The organism is Pseudomonas sp. TCU-HL1, assembly GCF_001708505.1.
Taxonomy (GTDB): domain Bacteria; phylum Pseudomonadota; class Gammaproteobacteria; order Pseudomonadales; family Pseudomonadaceae; genus Metapseudomonas.
Window position 1 is genome coordinate 384786 of record NZ_CP015992.1, and the last position, 17418, is coordinate 402203.

General features: G+C 65.2%; 14 protein-coding genes. 8 read left to right on the plus strand and 6 right to left on the minus strand.

The window, feature by feature from the left end:
- Positions 1 to 46: 46 nt before the first annotated feature.
- From dgcB to THL1_RS01805, 4 genes are all read right to left on the minus strand, one after another.
- The gene (dgcB, locus tag THL1_RS01790) at positions 47 to 2005 is read right to left on the minus strand and encodes a dimethylglycine demethylation protein DgcB (RefSeq protein WP_069081677.1); all 1959 of its coding nucleotides are present in this window, start codon (positions 2003 to 2005) and stop codon (positions 47 to 49) included.
- Positions 2006 to 2172: 167 nt separating this feature from the next.
- Entirely contained in the window at positions 2173 to 4233 is a 2061-nt protein-coding gene (gene dgcA / locus THL1_RS01795; RefSeq protein WP_069081678.1) for a dimethylglycine demethylation protein DgcA, read from the minus strand.
- A 15-nt stretch (positions 4234 to 4248) separates the two neighbouring features.
- Positions 4249 to 4779, minus strand: a complete 531-nt coding sequence (locus THL1_RS01800; RefSeq protein WP_069081679.1) for a DUF5943 domain-containing protein — start codon at positions 4777 to 4779, stop codon at positions 4249 to 4251.
- A gap of 149 nt (positions 4780 to 4928) precedes the next feature.
- Complete coding sequence (locus THL1_RS01805; protein ID WP_069081680.1) at positions 4929 to 5906, minus strand: dipeptidase; 978 nt, start codon at positions 5904 to 5906, stop codon at positions 4929 to 4931.
- Between the two features lie 593 nt (positions 5907 to 6499).
- Here THL1_RS01805 and THL1_RS01810 point away from each other — a divergent pair.
- The 4 genes from THL1_RS01810 to THL1_RS01825 are packed head-to-tail and all read left to right on the plus strand — an operon-like array spanning position 6500 to position 11626.
- Positions 6500 to 6982, plus strand: coding sequence for a formate dehydrogenase subunit gamma (locus tag THL1_RS01810; protein ID WP_069081681.1), 483 nt, complete (start codon positions 6500 to 6502; stop codon positions 6980 to 6982).
- Entirely contained in the window at positions 6976 to 8535 is a 1560-nt protein-coding gene (locus THL1_RS01815) for a formate dehydrogenase beta subunit (protein ID WP_069081682.1), read from the plus strand. The genes THL1_RS01810 and THL1_RS01815 overlap by 7 nt, the downstream gene beginning before the upstream one ends.
- On the plus strand, positions 8532 to 11408 hold the full coding sequence (gene fdhF, locus THL1_RS01820) for a formate dehydrogenase subunit alpha (protein ID WP_069081683.1): 2877 nt from the start codon (positions 8532 to 8534) through the stop codon (positions 11406 to 11408). The genes THL1_RS01815 and fdhF overlap by 4 nt, the downstream gene beginning before the upstream one ends.
- On the plus strand, positions 11405 to 11626 hold the full coding sequence (locus THL1_RS01825; protein WP_069081684.1) for a formate dehydrogenase subunit delta: 222 nt from the start codon (positions 11405 to 11407) through the stop codon (positions 11624 to 11626). Before fdhF ends, THL1_RS01825 begins: the two co-directional genes overlap by 4 nt.
- Before the next feature lie 119 nt (positions 11627 to 11745).
- On the opposite strand, the gene THL1_RS01830 is transcribed toward THL1_RS01825, so the two are convergent.
- On the minus strand, positions 11746 to 12747 hold the full coding sequence (locus THL1_RS01830) for a GlxA family transcriptional regulator (RefSeq protein ID WP_069081685.1): 1002 nt from the start codon (positions 12745 to 12747) through the stop codon (positions 11746 to 11748).
- A 224-nt stretch (positions 12748 to 12971) separates the two neighbouring features.
- Here THL1_RS01830 and choX point away from each other — a divergent pair, with 224 nt between their 5' ends.
- The 4 genes from choX (at position 12972) to THL1_RS01850 (ending at position 16552) form a co-directional block, all read left to right on the plus strand.
- On the plus strand, positions 12972 to 13910 hold the full coding sequence (gene choX, locus THL1_RS01835) for a choline ABC transporter substrate-binding protein (RefSeq protein WP_069081686.1): 939 nt from the start codon (positions 12972 to 12974) through the stop codon (positions 13908 to 13910).
- A gap of 72 nt (positions 13911 to 13982) precedes the next feature.
- Positions 13983 to 14867, plus strand: a complete 885-nt coding sequence (locus THL1_RS01840; RefSeq protein ID WP_069081687.1) for a 3-keto-5-aminohexanoate cleavage protein — start codon at positions 13983 to 13985, stop codon at positions 14865 to 14867.
- A gap of 133 nt (positions 14868 to 15000) precedes the next feature.
- The gene (locus tag THL1_RS01845; RefSeq protein WP_069081688.1) at positions 15001 to 15966 is read left to right on the plus strand and encodes an L-carnitine dehydrogenase; all 966 of its coding nucleotides are present in this window, start codon (positions 15001 to 15003) and stop codon (positions 15964 to 15966) included.
- 106 nt (positions 15967 to 16072) lie between these two features.
- Positions 16073 to 16552 carry a thioesterase family protein gene (locus THL1_RS01850; RefSeq protein ID WP_069081689.1) on the plus strand — a complete coding sequence of 160 codons (480 nt, stop codon included), beginning with the start codon at positions 16073 to 16075 and terminating at the stop codon, positions 16550 to 16552.
- 31 nt (positions 16553 to 16583) lie between these two features.
- Here THL1_RS01850 and THL1_RS01855 read toward each other — a convergent pair whose 3' ends face one another.
- Complete coding sequence (locus tag THL1_RS01855; protein ID WP_069081690.1) at positions 16584 to 17216, minus strand: response regulator transcription factor; 633 nt, start codon at positions 17214 to 17216, stop codon at positions 16584 to 16586.
- Positions 17217 to 17418: the final 202 nt, after the last annotated feature.

The following is a 17418-nucleotide window of genomic DNA, read 5'->3' on the forward strand; positions in this document are numbered from 1 at the left end:
TCTCCCAGAGGGAGAGGGGAGAAAAGCGAGTGGCGAGCGAGCTTCATCACACCACCTCCACGGCAGCTTTAGCCGCTGACGGCTTTTTTGCTTCCACCGGCGCCTCGATCAGCACGTCCGCCACCAGTTCTGCGATGTCCTTGATCTCCGGACGCGGGGCGACCACGCCTTCGAGCATCGCGGTGCACTGCGGGCAACCTACGGCCACCAGTTCGGCGCCGGTTTCCTTGATGTCGACCATGCGCATATCGGGAATCCGCTGCTTGCCGGGGATGTCGGTGATCGGTGCGCCGCCGCCACCGCCACAGCAGCGGGAGCGGAAGCCGGAGCGTTGCATTTCCTTCACGTCGATCCCGATGGCCTTGAGCACGTTGCGCGGTGCTTCGTACTCGCCGTTGTAGCGGCCCAGGTAGCACGGGTCGTGGTAGGTCACGCTGCCGCCCTTGTGCTGGCCGAGGTTCAGGCTGCCGCGTTGCATCAGCTCGTCGATGAAGGTGCTGTGATGCTGGACCTCGTACTGGCCGCCCAGGGCGCCGTACTCATTCTTCAGCACGTGGAAGCTGTGCGGGTCGCAGGACACGATCTTCTTGAAGCGGTACTGGTTCAGCGTGGCGATGTTGCGCTTGGCTAGTTGCTGGAAGGTGGCTTCGTCACCCAGGCGACGGGCCACGTCACCGCTGTCGCGCTCTTCCAGGCCGAGCACGGCGAAGTCGACGTTGGCCGCCTTCAGCACCTTCACGAAGGCACGCAGGGTGCGCTGGTTGCGCATGTCGAAGGCACCGTCGCCGACCCAGAACAGCACTTCGGCCTGTTTCTTCTCGCTCATCAGCGGCAGATTCAGGTCCGCCGCCCAGTTCAGGCGGCCGCCGGGGGCGAAGCCGCCGGGGTTGTCGGTGGCGATCAGGTTTTCCAGCACCTCGGCGCCCTTGTTCGGGGTCGCGCCTTTCTCCAGGGTGAGGTGACGGCGCATGTCGACGATGGCATCGACGTGCTCGATCATCATCGGGCACTCCTCGACGCAGGCGCGACAGGTGGTGCAGGACCAGAGCGTGTCCGCCTCCACCAGGCCCTTGCCGCCCTTGACCACGATCGGCTGGTGCGGGCCGCCGGCGTGTTCGCCCAGCGGAATGCCCGGGTAGGGGCTGCCGGCGAACTTGGCGTCATCACCACCGGCGAGGCCGATGACCATGTCCTGGATCAGCTTCTTCGGGTTCAGCGGCTGGCCGGCGGCGAAGGCCGGGCACACCGCCTCGCACTTGCCGCACTGCACGCAGGCGTCGAAGCCGAGCAACTGGTTCCAGGTGAAGTCGGTGGGTTTCTCCACGCCCAGCGGGGCGTTCGGGTCAGCCAGGTCCAGCGCCTTGAGGCCGGTGGAGCGGCCGCCGCCGAAGCGCTCGGCGCGGCGGTGCCAGGCCAGGTGCAGGGCACCGGCGAAGGCGTGCTTCATCGGGCCGCCCCAGGTCATGCCGAAGAACAGCTCGGATACGCCCCAAGCCACGCCGATGGCCAGGATGCCGGCGAGGAACCAGCCGCCGAAGCCTTCCGGCAGGATACCGGCCACCGGCAGGGTGGCGATGAAGAAGCTCACCGAGAACATCAGCAGGCTCTTCGGCAGGCGCATCCACGGGCCTTTCGACAGGCGTGCCGGCGGGTTGCGGCGGCGCTTGGCGACGAAGAGGGCGCCGACGAACATCAGCACGGTCGCGGCAAGCAGGGCGAAGCCGAGAATCCGGCTGTGCAGGCCAAAGCCATGCACCACGATCGCCAGCAGCGCCGACAGCACGAAACCGCCGGCGGTGGCGACGTGGGTCTTGGACATGTACTTGTCACGCTCGACCACATGGTGCAGGTCCACCAGGTAGCGGCGCGGCATTTTCATGAGGCCACCGATCCAGTCGACCTTCGACGGTCGGCCCCGGCGCCACATGAAGAAGCGCTTCGCGGCGCCCAGCACGGCAAGTGCCAGGGCAGCGAAGAGCAGGATGGGAAGAAGGGTGTTCAGCATTCTGATTGGTCTCCTTGCAGGGACCGAAAGGGGTGCTCCGAACCAGTCCCCTCTCCCTGAGGGAGAGGGTTAGGGAGAGGGGGAGGCCGGAAACGCTGGAGTCGCCGGCTTGCCCTCTCCCCCCGCCCTCTCCCGCAAGCGGGAGAGGGGGCCGTCCGTGTGTGCGCTTAGAAATCCTTGCACAGACGCAGCGCGTCGTAGATCGCCGCGTGGGTGTTGCGTTGGGCCACGCAGTCGCCGATACGGAACAGCAGGTAACCGCTGCCGGACTCGCTGAGGCAGGGCTGCGGCTTGATGGCGAACAGTGCCTCGACGTCGATCTGGCCCTTGTTGCGCGAACCGTCCTTGAGCGCGTAGTACAGGCTCTCGTCCGGGCGCACGCCGTTCTCGATGACGATCTGGTCCACCACACGCTCCTCGCGGGCGCCGGTGTATTCGTTCTCCAGCACCGCCACCACCTTGTCACCCTCGCGGTAGACCTTCTCCAGCGTGAGGTCGCCGGTCATGATCACTTCCTTCGGGTACATGCTGCGGTAGTAGGTCGGGAAGGACGTACCGCCGATGGCGATGCCAGGCTTGATGTCGTCGGTGACGATCTCCACCTGGGCGCCCTTGTCGGCGAGGAAGTCCGCAGCCGACATGCCGCCGAACTCGCAGATGGTGTCGTACACCAGCACGTTCTTGCCCGGTGCCACCTTGCCGTCGAGCACGTCCCAGGCGCTGACCACCAGGCCTTCCGCCGCGCCCCAGTGCTCGTTCTGCTCGATGAACGGGTGGCCGCCGTTGGCCAGCACCACGATATCCGGGCGCAGGTCGAGGATGGTTTCCGGGTCGGCGCCGGTGCCCAGGCGCAGGTCGATGCCGAGGCGGGCGATCTCCAGCTGGTACCAGCGGGTGATGCCGGCGATCTGGTCGCGTTGCGGCGCCTTGGAGGCGGTAGTGATCTGGCCGCCGAGCTGGTCCTTTTTCTCGAACAGGGTCACGTCATGACCGCGCTCGGCGGCGACGCGTGCAGCCTCCATCCCGGCCGGGCCACCGCCGACGACGACGACCTTGCGCTTGACGCCGGTGGTCTTCTCGATGATGTGCGGCACGCCCATGTATTCACGGGAGGTCGCGGCGTTCTGGATGCACAGCACGTCCAGGCCCTGGTACTGGCGGTCGATGCAGTAGTTGGCGCCGACGCACTGCTTGATCTGGTCAACCTGGCCCATCTTGATCTTGGCGATCAGGTGCGGGTCGGCGATGTGGGCGCGGGTCATGCCCACCATGTCCACGTAGCCGCCTTCCAGGATACGGGTGGCCTGGTTCGGGTCCTTGATGTTCTGCGCGTGCAGCACTGGCACGTTGACCACTTCCTTGATGCCGGCCGCCAGGTGCAGGAAGGGCTCCGGCGGGAAGCTCATGTTGGGGATCACGTTGGCCAGGGTGTTGTGGGTATCGCAACCCGAGCCGACCACGCCGAGGAAGTCGAGCATGCCGGTGTCGCTGTAGTACTTGGCGATCTGCTTCATGTCCTCGTGGGACAGGCCGTCCGGGTGGAATTCGTCACCGCAGATACGCATGCCGACACAGAAGTCGTCGCCCACTTCGGCGCGCACGGCCTTGAGCACTTCCAGGCCGAACTTCATGCGGCCTTCGAAGGTGCCGCCCCATTCGTCGGTACGTTTGTTGACGCGCGGGCTCCAGAACTGGTCGATCATGTGCTGGTGCACGGCCGACAGCTCGACGCCGTCCAGGCCGCCTTCCTTCGCCCGGCGCGCAGCCTGGGCGTAGTTGCCGATCACACGCCAGATCTCTTCCACCTCGATGGTCTTGCAGGTGGCGCGGTGCACGGGCTCGCGGATGCCGGACGGCGACATCAGGGTCGGCCAGTTGAAGCCGTCCCAGCGCGAGCGACGGCCCATGTGGGTAATCTGGATCATGATCTTGGCGCCATGCTTGTGCATGGCGTCGGCCAGATTCTGGAAGTGCGGGATGATGCGGTCGGTGGACAGGTTCACCGAGCTCCACCACTCCTGCGGGCTGTCGATGGCCACGACCGAGGAACCTCCGCAGATAGCCAGGCCGATGCCGCCCTTGGCCTTCTCTTCGTAGTACTTCACGTAGCGCTCGGTGGTCATGCCGCCGTCGGTGGCGTAGACCTCGGCGTGGGCGGTGGACAGCACACGGTTGCGGATGGTGAGTTTGCCGATCTGGATCGGCTGGAACATTGCTTCGAATGCCATTTCCCGAGCCTCGCCTTAGAGGGGTTTGACGATGAACAGGCCGTCGTCGTGGCCTTCTTCCGAGCCGCCGTAGACCTGCTCGGCAACGGTGCGGATGCTGCTGCCGCGTGCCTGGAGAATCTGGTCCATGGCGCCGGCGAACCAGCCGGTGAACATGTAATCGACCTTGCGACCGACCTTGCCGTACACGTAGACGAAGGCGGAGTGCTTCAGGCGCACCTCGGCGGTGCCCTTGTCGAGGTCGATCGACTCGATCTGGAACAGGCCCCAGCCACGCTGAGACAGGCGCTTCATGTAATGCTCGAACACCGCTACGCCTTCCAGACCGTGGCATTCGGCTTCCTTCTCGCACCAGTGCCAGGCGGACTTGTAGCCGGCCTTGTAGAGGATTTCGGCGTAGCGCTCCGGGCCCAGCTCGGCTTCGATGCCCATGTGGTTGTTCACGAAGAAGTGACGGGGCACGTACAGCATCGGCAGGGCGTCGGTGGTCCAGACACCGGTTTCGCTGTCGACTTCGATGGGCAGTTCGGGGGCGTGTTTGGCCATGTGGGTAACTCCGAATTCAGGTCAGGTGTAGGGTGGATGGCGCTTCACTCATCCACCGGAAAGGTCGACCACCGCGCGGTGGGCTGGTGGATGAAAAGAGCGTCATCCACCCTACGGATCGTGTGCGGTTCGCTATTGAAAGGGGGGCGTTACTCGCCCCAGACGTCCTTCAGCACGCGAACCCAGTTCTCGCCCATGACCTTGCGCACCACGCGCTCGGGCATGCCGCGTTTGAGCAGGGTTTCGGTGAGGTTGGGGAACTCGCCCACGGTGCGGATGCCCAGCGGGTTGACGATCTTCCCGAAGTTGGTCAGGCGGCGGGCGTAACCCTTGTCGTGGGTCAGCCACTCGAAGAATTCCTTGCCATGGCCCTGGGTGAAGTCGGTGCCGATGCCGATGGCGTCCTCGCCCACGATGTTCATCACGTACTCGATGGCTTCGGCGTAGTCGTCGATGGTCGAATCGATGCCCTTGGCCAGGAAGGGGGCGAACATGGTCACGCCGACGAAGCCGCCGTGATCGGCGATGAACTTCAGCTCTTCATCGGACTTGTTGCGCGGGTGTTCTTTCAGGCCGGACGGCAGGCAGTGGGAGTAGCAGACCGGTTTCTTGGATTCGAGGATGACTTCCTCGGAAGTCTTGGAACCCACGTGGGACAGGTCGCACATGACGCCGACGCGGTTCATCTCGGCGACGATTTCGCGACCGAAGCCGGAGAGGCCGCCGTCACGCTCGTAGCAGCCGGTGCCGACCAGGTTCTGGGTGTTGTAGCACATCTGCACGATGCCCACGCCGAGCTGCTTGAACACCTCGACGTAGCCGATCTGGTCTTCGAACGCGTGGGCGTTCTGGAAACCGTAGAGGATGCCGGTCTTGCCCTGCTCCTTGGCCTTGCGGATGTCGGCGGTGGTGCGCACCGGGATCACCAGGTCGCTGTTCTCGCGGATCAGCTTGCTGCTGGCGGTGATGTTGTTCACCGTCGCCTGGAAGCCCTCCCAGACCGACACGGTGCAGTTGGCTGCGGTCAGGCCGCCCTTGCGCATGTCTTCGAAGAGTTCACGGTTCCACTTGGCGATGATCAGACCGTCGATGACGATGCTGTCGGCGTGCAGTTCGGCTGGGCTCATCAGGCTGTCCCCTGTTATCCATGCGCCGAATCTTCTGCCGGCGCTTTGGGGGGAGCATATCCCTGGGGGATTTGGCGCTATCGCGCAAAAGCGACCGGGGTATTGCCGAAAGCGTCAAGCCAGTCGCGAATGGGTAAGTTGGGTTCGGAAGGGGGGCACGGAGGTTGGACTGAACCTTGTGGGAGCGAATTCATTCGCGAAAGGGCTGCGCAGCGGCCCCATCAGCCAGGGGTAGGCCTTTGGCCTGCAATCGCGATTGAAATCGCTCCCACGATGCTGCCCAGCGGCAACCGCAGGTCCGCCCCTTGCCAACCTTCTGGCAGAAGCACCTATAAAGAAGGAGCGAGCGCCCATTTCCCCGTCGCGCTATCCAAGGTCGGTTTCAGGATGCGCAGCGTCGTTGAGGTGCAATTTCCGAACGGCGGGAATGGCAAGCTCCCTGAATGCCTCGGACTAGTGCGCGCAGACGCCCGGCCGGGACGCTAGAGCGGTCACCAGCAAAGCCACGCTTACGTGACGTGGCGGGTGAGCCGCAGCCGAGACCTCCGGGCGGCGGGCTTCAGCCTGTCGTCCGCGAAGCAGAGGAACGCTGTATGCCTGATGAGATGCTTCACCTGCCTCTGATCCACAGCGTGCTGGAGCGCGAGAAGGACACCCCCGGTGCCCTGCTGCCAATCCTCCACGCTATCCAGGCGGGCGCTGGGTACATCCCCGACGTCGCCATTCCCGAGATCGCCCACGCACTCAACCTCAGCCTGGCCGAGGTGCGCGGGGTGATCAGCTTCTACCATGACTTCCGCACCTCGCCGCCGGCGCGCCACACCCTGCGCCTGTGCCATGCCGAGTCCTGCCAGAGCATGGGCGCCGAGCGCCTGGCCGCGCAGTTGCGCGAGCACCTGGGGCTGGACGACCACGGCACCAGCGCCGACGGCCAGATCAGCCTGCGGCCGGTGTATTGCCTGGGCGCCTGCGCCTGCTCGCCGGCGCTGGAACTGGATGGCCGCTTGCATGCGCGGCTGACACCCGAGCGCCTGCGCGCACTGGTCGAGGGTTGCCTGGAGGACGGGTCATGCTGACGCTGTGCATTCCTTGTGACTCCGTTGCCCGCGCTGTCGGTGCCGATGGTGTGGCAGCTGCGCTCGCCCATGAGGCCGAAAAGCGCAACCTGCCGCTGGAGATCAAACGCACCAGCTCCCGTGGCCTGTATTGGCTGGAGCCGTTGCTGGAGCTGGAAAGCCCCGCAGGCCGTCTCGGGTTTGGCCCGGTGGCGCCGGAAGACGTGCCGGCCCTGCTGGACGCCCTGCAAGGCGACGCCAGCACCCATCCCCTGGCCCTGGGGCCGGTGGAGGAACTGCCTTATCTGAAGAGCCAGCAGCGTCTGCTGTTTGCCCGTGCCGGTATCACCCGGCCGCTTTCGCTGGATGACTACCGCGCCCAGGGCGGTTTCGAAGGGTTGGCTCGCGCCATTGCCCTGAGTGGCGAGGAAACCGTCGCCGCCGTGCTGGATTCGGGCCTGCGCGGCCGGGGTGGCGCCGCCTTCCCGGCTGGTATCAAGTGGCGCACCGTGCGTGAGGCCAGGGCCGAGCAGAAGTATGTGGTGTGCAACGCCGACGAAGGCGACTCCGGCACCTTCGCCGACCGCATGCTGATGGAAGGCGACCCCTTCCTGCTGATCGAAGGCATGGCCATCGCCGGTCTCGCTGTCGGCGCAACCATGGGCTACATCTACGTGCGCTCCGAGTACCCGCAGTCGGTGGATACCCTGCGCGCCGCGCTGCAGATTGCCCGTGACGCCGGCTACCTGGGCACCAATGTCGGTGGCAGCGGCCGTGCGTTCGACCTCGAGGTGCGGGTGGGCGCTGGTGCCTACATCTGCGGCGAGGAAACCGCGCTGCTGGATTCACTGGAAGGCAAGCGCGGCGTGGTTCGCGCCAAGCCGCCGCTGCCGGCGCTGCAAGGCCTGTTCGGCGTGCCGACGCTGGTGCACAACGTGCTGACCCTGGCGTCGGTGCCGGTCATCCTTGCCCGTGGGGCGCAGTTCTACCGCGACTTCGGCATGGGCCGTTCGCTGGGCACCATGCCCTTCCAGCTCGCCGGCAACGTCCGTCACGGCGGGCTGGTGGAGCGCGCTTTCGGTCTGACCCTGCGCGAGCTGGTGGAAGGCTATGGCGGCGGTACCGCCAGCGGCCGGACGCTGAAGGCCGCCCAGGTGGGCGGGCCGCTGGGCGCCTGGGTGCCGCCGTCGCAGTTCGATACGCCGCTGGACTACGAGGCCTTCGCCGCCATGGGCGCGATGCTCGGCCACGGTGGCGTGGTGGTGGCCGATGACCGCCTGGACATGGCGCACATGGCGCGCTTCGCCCTGCAGTTCTGCGCCGAGGAATCCTGTGGCAAATGCACGCCTTGCCGCATCGGCTCGACCCGTGGCGTGGAAGTGGTGGACCGCCTGTTGGCGGCGCCCGATGCCGCCGCGCGGGACGAGCAGGTGATCCTCCTCAAGGACCTCTGCGACACCCTGACGTACGGCTCCCTCTGCGCCCTGGGCGGGATGACCTCCTACCCGGTGACCAGCGCCCTCAAGCATTTTCCCGCCGACTTCGGTCTGGCGACCCCGGAGGCCGACCAATGATCAACATCTTCGACCCCGCCAGCGACATCGACCTCGGCACCCCGGCCCGCGAGAGCGAGGTGCAGGTCAGCTTGAGCATCGATGGCCGCGAGATCAGCGTGCCGGCCGGTACCTCGGTGATGCGCGCCGCGGCGCTGCTCGGCACCACCATCCCGAAACTCTGCGCCACCGACAGCCTGGAAGCCTTCGGCTCCTGCCGCATGTGTCTGGTGGAGATCGACGGCATGCGCGGCTACCCGGCCTCCTGCACCACCCCCGTGACCGAGGGCATGGTGGTGCACACCCAGACGCCAAAACTTGCCACCCTGCGCCGCAACGTGATGGAGCTGTACATCTCCGACCACCCGCTGGACTGCCTGACCTGCTCGGCCAACGGCAACTGCGAGCTGCAGACCGTCGCGGGCCAGGTGGGCCTGCGCGAGGTGCGCTACGGCTACGACGGCGCCAATCACCTGGACGAGCAGAAAGACGTCTCCAACCCCTATTTCGACTACGACCCGAGCAAGTGCATCGTCTGCAACCGCTGCGTGCGCGCTTGTGAGGAAACCCAGGGCACCTTCGCCCTGACCATCAGCGGGCGCGGCTTCGAATCGCGGGTCAGTGCGGCCGGCGGCGAGAACTTCCTCGACTCCGAATGCGTGTCCTGCGGCGCCTGCGTGCAGGCCTGCCCGACCGCCACCCTGATGGAAAAGAGCGTGGTGGAAATGGGCCAGCCGGAGCGCAGTGTCATCACCACCTGCGCCTACTGTGGCGTGGGTTGCTCCTTCCGCGCCGAGATGAAGGGCGACCAGCTGGTGCGCATGGTTCCGGACAAGAACGGCCAGGCCAACCACGGCCACTCCTGCGTGAAGGGTCGCTTCGCCTTCGGCTACGCCACCCACCCGGATCGCATCACCAAGCCGATGATCCGCAAGCACATCGACGACCCCTGGCAGGAGGTCAGCTGGGACGAGGCGGTGACCTATGCCGCCAGCGAATTCCGCCGCATCCAGCTCAAATACGGGCGCGACTCCATCGGCGGTATCACCTCCAGCCGCTGCACCAACGAAGAAACCTACCTGGTGCAGAAGCTGGTCCGCGCCGGCTTCGGCAACAACAACGTCGACACCTGCGCCCGTGTCTGCCACTCGCCCACCGGCTACGGCCTCAAGCAGACCCTGGGCGAGTCCGCCGGCACCCAGAGCTTCGACTCGGTGATGCAGGCCGACGTGGTGCTGGTGATCGGCGCCAACCCCACCGACGCCCACCCGGTGTTCGGTTCCCAGCTCAAGCGCCGCCTGCGCCAGGGTGCGCGGTTGATCGTCATCGACCCGCGCCGCATCGACCTGGTGGATTCGCCCCACGCCCGCGCCGAGCTGCACCTGGCACTGCGCCCGGGCACCAACGTGGCCATGCTCAACGCCCTGGCCCATGTGATCGTCACCGAAGGGCTGGTCAAACAGGACTTTGTCGACGCCCGCTGCGAAGCGACTGATTTCGCCCGCTGGCGAGATTTCGTCAGCCTGCCGGAAAACTCCCCCGAGGCCATGGGGCCGATCTGCGGCGTGGCGCCTGACGATATCCGTGCCGCCGCCCGTCTGTATGCCACCGGCGGCAACGCGGCCATCTACTACGGCCTGGGCGTCACCGAGCACAGCCAGGGCAGCACCTCGGTGATGGGTATCGCCAACCTCGCCATGGTTACCGGCAACATCGGCCGCGAGGGCGTCGGCGTGAACCCGCTGCGCGGCCAGAACAACGTCCAGGGTTCCTGCGACATGGGTTCCTTCCCCCATGAGCTGCCCGGCTACCGCCATGTCTCCAACGACGCGGTGCGTCACCAGTTCGAACAGGCCTGGGGCGTGACCCTGCAGCCCGATCCGGGCCTGCGCATCCCCAACATGTTCGAGGCGGCGCTCGGCGGCACCTTCAAGGCGCTGTACTGCCAGGGTGAGGACATCGCTCAGAGCGACCCCAACACCCAGCACGTCACGGCGGCCCTGTCGGCCATGGAATGCGTGGTGGTGCAGGACCTCTTCCTCAACGAAACCGCCAAGTTCGCCCATGTGTTCCTGCCGGGCAGTTCCTTCCTGGAGAAGGATGGCACCTTCACCAACGCCGAGCGGCGCATTTCCCGCGTGCGCAAGGTGATGGATCCGCTGGGCGGCAAGGCCGACTGGGAAGCCACCCAGCTGCTGGCCAACGCCCTGGGCTACAAGATGGATTACAAGCACCCGTCCCAGATCATGGACGAGATCGCCAGCCTGACGCCCACCTTCACCCGTGTCAGCTACGCCGAACTGGACCGTCACGGCAGCCTGCAATGGCCGTGCAACGACGCCGCGCCGGACGGCACCCCGACCATGCACATCGAGGAATTCGTGCGCGGCAAGGGGCGCTTCATGCTCACCGGCTACGTGCCCACCGAGGAAAAGGTCAACAGCCGCTACCCGCTGCTGCTGACCACCGGGCGCATCCTCAGCCAGTACAACGTTGGCGCGCAGACGCGACGCACCGACAACGTCGCCTGGCACGAGGAAGATCGCCTGGAAATCCACCCCACCGACGCCGAGAGCCGCGGCATTGTCGAAGGCGATTGGGTCGGCGTGGGCAGCCGCGCAGGGCAGACGGTCCTGCGTGCCAAGGTTAGCGAGCGGGTGGCGCCGGGGGTGGTGTACACCACCTTCCACTTCCCCGAATCGGGGGCCAACGTGATCACCACCGACAACTCCGACTGGGCCACCAACTGCCCGGAATACAAGGTCACGGCGGTGGAGGTTTCGCGGGTTTACCAGCCCTCCGAATGGCAGAAACGCTATCAAGAGTTCAGTGACGAACAGCGGCGCCTGCTCAAAGAGCGCCGTCGGACCGAGAAAGCCGAGGTACGTAGATGAGCACCGACAACCTGATCAAGATGGCCAACCAGATCGCCCAGTTCTTCGCCTCGGAACCGGACAAGGAGCAGGCTGTGCGCGGAGTGTGCCAGCACCTGCAGAGCTTCTGGACGCCCGCCATGCGCATCGAACTGATGGCCTGGCAGGTGGAGCATCATGGCGCCAACCTGCACCCCTTGGTGCAGGAGGCCCTGGCCGAGCAGGGGAGGGCGGTGTAGCTCAGCTGGCAATGGGCCGCTGTGCGGCCCTTTCGCGAATGAATTCGCTACAACTGCACGGCGCCCGGGCTTTTCCTGTGGGAGCGATTTCAATCGCGATTGCAGGCGGCAGGCCTGCCTCAGGCCCTGACCTTGGGTGAGTTGTGCTCGCCTTCGCGAATGAATTCGCTCCTACCCTGATCCGGATGCTCATGCCGGTCCTGGCTCGGGCATGTGCTGAAGCGCGCGCGGTAGGCGCGGGAGAAGTAGGACGACGACTCGAAGCCGCAGGCCAGGGCTACTTCCAGCACGCTCATGTCGGTCTGGCGCAATAGCTGGCGGGACTTGTCCAGGCGCAAGCCCAGGTAGAAGTTCGACGGCGTTTCCTTCAAGTGCAGGCGGAACAGTCTTTCCAGTTGGCGCGGTGTGACGTTCACCCGCTCGGCCAGCTCCCGTGAGCTCAGCGGCGCCTCGCTGTGCCGCTCCATTTCCCCGATCACCAGCACCAGCTTCTTGTTATGCACGTTGAAGCGGGTGGCAACCTGCATGCGCTGGTGGTCCTGTTGGGTGCGTATGCGCCCCAGCACGAACTGTTCGGATACCTGCAGCGCGAGGGCCTCGCCATGCCCCTTGGCGATCAGGGTGAGCATCAGGTCGAGGCTGGCGGTGCCGCCGGCACTGGTGATGCGCCGGCCGTCGATCTCGAAGAGTTCCTGGGTGACGCTGAGCGCCGGGTAGCGTTCCTGGAAGGCTTCGATGGCCTCCCAATGCAGGGTCAGGCGCTGGCTGGCAAACAGTTCGGCTTCGGCCAGCACGAAGCTGCCCGTGTCGATGCCGCCGAGCTGCAGGCCATCGCGATCGGCGCGGTTGAGCCAGTGGGCGAGGCGCGGGCTGAAGCTGGCCAGGGGCTCGAAGCCGGCCACCACGAACAGGCAATCCCCCACGAGTGGCGCATCGGGCCCGGCATCGACGTTCAACGACATACCGTTGCTACCCTGAACGGCGCCGCCATCGAGGCTCAGCAGCCGCCAGTGGTACAGGTCGCCGCGGAAACGGTTGGCCACCCGCAGCGGCTCGATGGCCGACATCAGGCCCATCATGGAAAAACCTGGCAACAGGAGGAAGCTGAAGGTCTGGGACATGGCCGCTTTCCACGAAGGCGATAACGCACTAGAAAGCACTGTGCCCGTGAGTGCAAGCAAGGTGGTCGTTCGTGTTCAACAGATGGTCGTTTTAGTTCGAATCGGCGGACGCAACGCTGCGTAGATTTTGCTCATCGGGTTGTAGTGGTGCCCGAAAACGGAGGGAGTCGCCCCCGGCTCCTGAACAACAAATAAATAACCGTTTGGCCGCAAGGGGAGCATCAATGAAACGTCTCACCGCATTTGCTGGTTGCTGTTTGTTCGCCCTCTCCAGTTCCGCCGTATTCGCCGCCGAAGACGCCAGTTGCCAGAAGATCCGCGTCGGCGTGGTGGGCTGGACCGACGTCGTCGCTACCACCGCCGTTGCCAATGAACTGCTCGGCAGCCTGGGTTATCAGACCACCCAGACCCAGGCCTCTCAGCAGATCATCTTCGCCGGAATCCAGAAGAAACAGGTCGATGTCTTCCTCGGGTACTGGAAGCCGATCATGGATGACAACATCAAACCCTTCCTCGAAAGCCAGTCGGTCAAGGTAGCCGCCGAACCGTCGCTCAGTGATGCCATTGCCGTACTCGCGGTGCCCACCTACACGGCCGAACAGGGCCTGCGCACCTTCGCCGATATCGCGAAGTTCAAGGACCAGCTGGACGGCAAGATCTACGGCATCGAGTCGGGTTCCGGCGCCAACACCGCGATCCAGAAGATGATCGACACCAACCAGTTCGGCCTGGGTGGCTTCAAGCTGGTGGAGTCCAGCGAGGCGGCCATGCTCACGGCAGTCAAGCGGGCGGTGAAGAACAACAAACCCGTGGTGTTCTTCGGTTGGAAACCGCACCCGATGAACATCCAGATGCCCATCACCTACCTCACCGGCAGTGAAGATGTGTTCGGCCCTGACGACGGCGCCGCCACGGTCTCCACCGTCACCGCTCCGGACTTCGCCCAGCGCTGCCCCAACGCCGATCGCCTACTGACCAACCTGCGCTTCACCAGCGCGCAGGAGGCCGAGCTGATGCAGCCGATCATGGAGCGCCAGGCCCCGGCCAAGGTCGCCCGCGAATGGCTCAAGGCCAATCCGGACGTGCTCAAGAGTTGGCTCGCCGGGGTCACCACCTTCGACGGCAAGAACGGCGTCGAAAGCGCCCTCGCCTCGCTGAAGTAAAACAACGCAACGCCCAGTGCGCGGGCTTGCCCGCGCACAGTTTCCGATCGCCTCGCAGAAGGAAGTAGAACCGTGAACTACGAAGTCATTGTCACCTGTGCAGTCACCGGCGCCGGCGATACCGTCGGCAAGCACCCGGCCATTCCCGTCACCCCGAAGGAAATCGCCGCGGCTGCCATCGAAGCGGCCAAGGCGGGCGCCACGGTCGCCCACTGCCATGTGCGTGACCCGAAGACCGGCAAGCCCAGCCGCGACGTGGCGCTATACCGCGAGCTGGTAGAACGCATCCGTGAGAGCGACACCGACATCATCATCAACCTCACCGCCGGCATGGGCGGCGACCTGGAGATCGGCAAGGGCGAGCAGCCCCTGGAGTTCGGCACCGGCACCGACCTGGTCGGCCCGCTGGAGCGCCTGGCCCATGTGGAGGAGCTGCTGCCGGAAATCTGCACGCTGGATTGCGGCACCCTGAACTTCGGCGATGGCGACTTCATTTACGTATCCACCCCGGCGCAACTGCGTGCCGGCGCCAAGCGCATCACCGAACTGGGGGTGAAGGCCGAACTGGAAATCTTCGACACCGGCCATCTCTGGTTCGCCAAGCAGATGCTCAAGGAAGGTCTGCTGGAAGACCCGCTGTTCCAGATCTGCCTTGGGATTCCGTGGGGCGCGCCGGCCGACACCACCACCATGAAGGCCATGGCCGACAACCTGCCGGCGGGCTGCACCTGGGCCGGCTTCGGTATCGGCCGCATGCAGATGCCGATGGTCGCCCAGGCCATGTTGCTGGGCGGCAACGTGCGGGTCGGCCTGGAAGACAACATCTGGCTCGACCGCGGTGTACATGCCAGCAATGGCCAGTTGGTGGAGCGCGCCATCGAGATCATCCAGCGCCTTGGCGGCCGCGCCCTGACACCGGCCGAGGGCCGCGAAAAGATGAAGCTCAAGCGTCGCTAGCTTTTCTCCCCTCTCCCTTCAGGGAGAGGGGCCGGGGGAGAGAGTGACCCGCCTTGCGCAATGCCCTCTCCCCAACCCTCTCCCGCAAGCGGGAGAGGGGGGTTGAATCCATTCGTCCCATCAGGAGCCCCACATGCCCTTCGTCACCCAGATCAAGACCTTCGCCGCTCTCGGCAGCGGCGTCATCGGCAGCGGCTGGATCGCCCGCGCGCTTGCCCACGGCCTCGACGTCATCGCGTGGGACCCGGCCCCCGGTGCTGAAGCCGCGCTACGCGCGCGCATCGCCAACGCCTGGCCGGCGCTGCAGAAGCAGGGCTTGGCGCCCGGTGCCGCGCAGGATCGCCTGCGCTTCGTCGAAACCATCGAAGAATGCGTGCGCGACGCCGACTTCATCCAGGAAAGCGCGCCGGAGCGCCTGGACCTCAAGCTCGACCTGCACGCCAGGATCAGCGCTGCGGCGCGCCCGAACGTGATCATCGGCTCCAGCACCTCGGGCCTATTGCCCAGCGAGTTCTATGCCGATGCCAGCCATCCGGAACGCTGCGTGGTGGGCCACCCGTTCAATCCGGTCTACCTGCTGCCGCTGGTGGAAGTGGTGGGCGGTGAAAAGACCGCGCCGGACGCCGTGCAGGCCGCCATCGAGATCTACACCGCGCTGGGCATGCGCCCGCTGCATGTGCGCAAGGAAGTGCCGGGTTTCATCGCGGACCGCCTGCTCGAAGCCCTTTGGCGCGAAGCGCTGCACCTGGTCAATGACGGAGTGGCCAGTACCGGCGAGATCGACGACGCCATCCGCTTCGGCGCGGGGCTGCGCTGGTCCTTCATGGGCACCTTCCTGACCTACACCCTGGCGGGAGGCAACGCCGGCATGCGTCACTTCATGGCCCAGTTCGGCCCGGCCCTGCAGCTACCCTGGACTTACCTGCCGGCGCCGGAACTGACCGACACCCTGATCGACCGGGTGGTGGAAGGCACGTCCGAGCAGCAAGGCTCGCGCAGCATTGCCGAGCTGGAGCGCTATCGCGATGACTGCCTGCTGGCGGTGCTCGGCGCCATCAAGGACACCAAGGCCAATCACGGCTTTGCCTTCGCCGAGTGATCCATTCGTTGGGCCTCGCAGGCTCAGGCTCAGCGCCAACCTACGGGATTGCGGTAGGTTGGCGCTGAGCGGAGCGAAGCCCAACATCCTGTATCGGAGTCATAGCATGCCCACCGCCCTGACCACCTACCGCACTACCATCCTTCCCGACTGGGTGGACTACAACGGCCACCTGCGGGACGCCTTCTACCTGCTGATCTTCAGCTACGCCACCGATGCCCTGATGGACGAGATCGGCCTCGACGAGCAGGGTCGCGCCGCCACCGGCCATACGCTGTTCACCCTGGAGTGCCACCTCAATTACCTGGCGGAAGTGAAGCTGGGGGCTGAAGTGGAAGTCCGCACCCAGTTGCTCGACCATGACGCCAAGCGGCTGCAGATCCACCATGGGCTGTATCTGTGTGGGGGAGAAGAGCTGCTGGCGGCCAGCGAGCAGATGCTGATGAACGTGGATGCCGGGGCTTCGCGCTCGGCGGCCTTTGCCGCACCTGTGGCGGCGAAGGTCGAGACCATTGCGGCGGCTCATTGCGAGCTGCCGCGGCCTCGCCATGTGGGCTGTGTTATAGGGCTACCGCCGCCTCGTTGAGGCGGCGTCGACCTTTGGGGGGGAAGGATGCTCAGGGAGGGGGCATCACGTAACGGCGGGCGAAGTCGATCAGGTCGACCTGATTGCGGGTCTTCAGCTTGTCCATCAAGCGGGATTTGTAGGTGCTTACTGTCTTGTGGCTGATGAACAGCTGCTTGGCGATTTCCTGGTTGTTCTTGCCATTGGCCAGGTTTTGCAGGACCGCCAGTTCACGGTCGGAGAGGGTATCGAGCAGATGGCTGTCGCCGGATTCACCCCCCAGCGAGCTGCATGGCAGGTGCACGGTGCTGGGGAACAGGCTGTAGCCGGACAGCACCGAGCGCACGGCGGAGATCAGGCTCACTGCCTGCTCCTGCTTGGACAGGTAGCCGGTGGCGCCGGCCTGCAGACAGCGGTTGGCGTAGAGCGAGGCGGGCAATGAGGTCAGCACCAGCAGCTTCACGTTGGCGTCCATGCTGTTGAGCCGGCCCAATACTTCCAGGCCATCGAGCTTGGGAATGGCGATGTCCAGTATCACCAGGTCGGGTCGCAGCGAGCGGGCCATGCTCAGGCCTTCGACTCCGTTTTCCGTCTCGCCGACCACGTCGTAGTCTTCGCGCTCCAGCAGTACGCGCGTTGCAAATCGGATCATCGGCTGATTGTCGATCAGCAATACCTTGTTCATCCGTTGGTTCTCCTTGTCAGGTTTCCAATGAGTACGGAGGGCACGCAGGCCTTCTGAAAGATGCCGTTGGGAACGTGCGCTTCCCGGATTTGCGGCGGCCACTTCCACCCGTTGGCGCTGTGTGCTCGCTGCGTTCAGTGCCGAGAAGAGTCAAGTTGGCTTTCGCTGAGAACTTCTTCAGAATCGAGCGACTTGTCTTTCA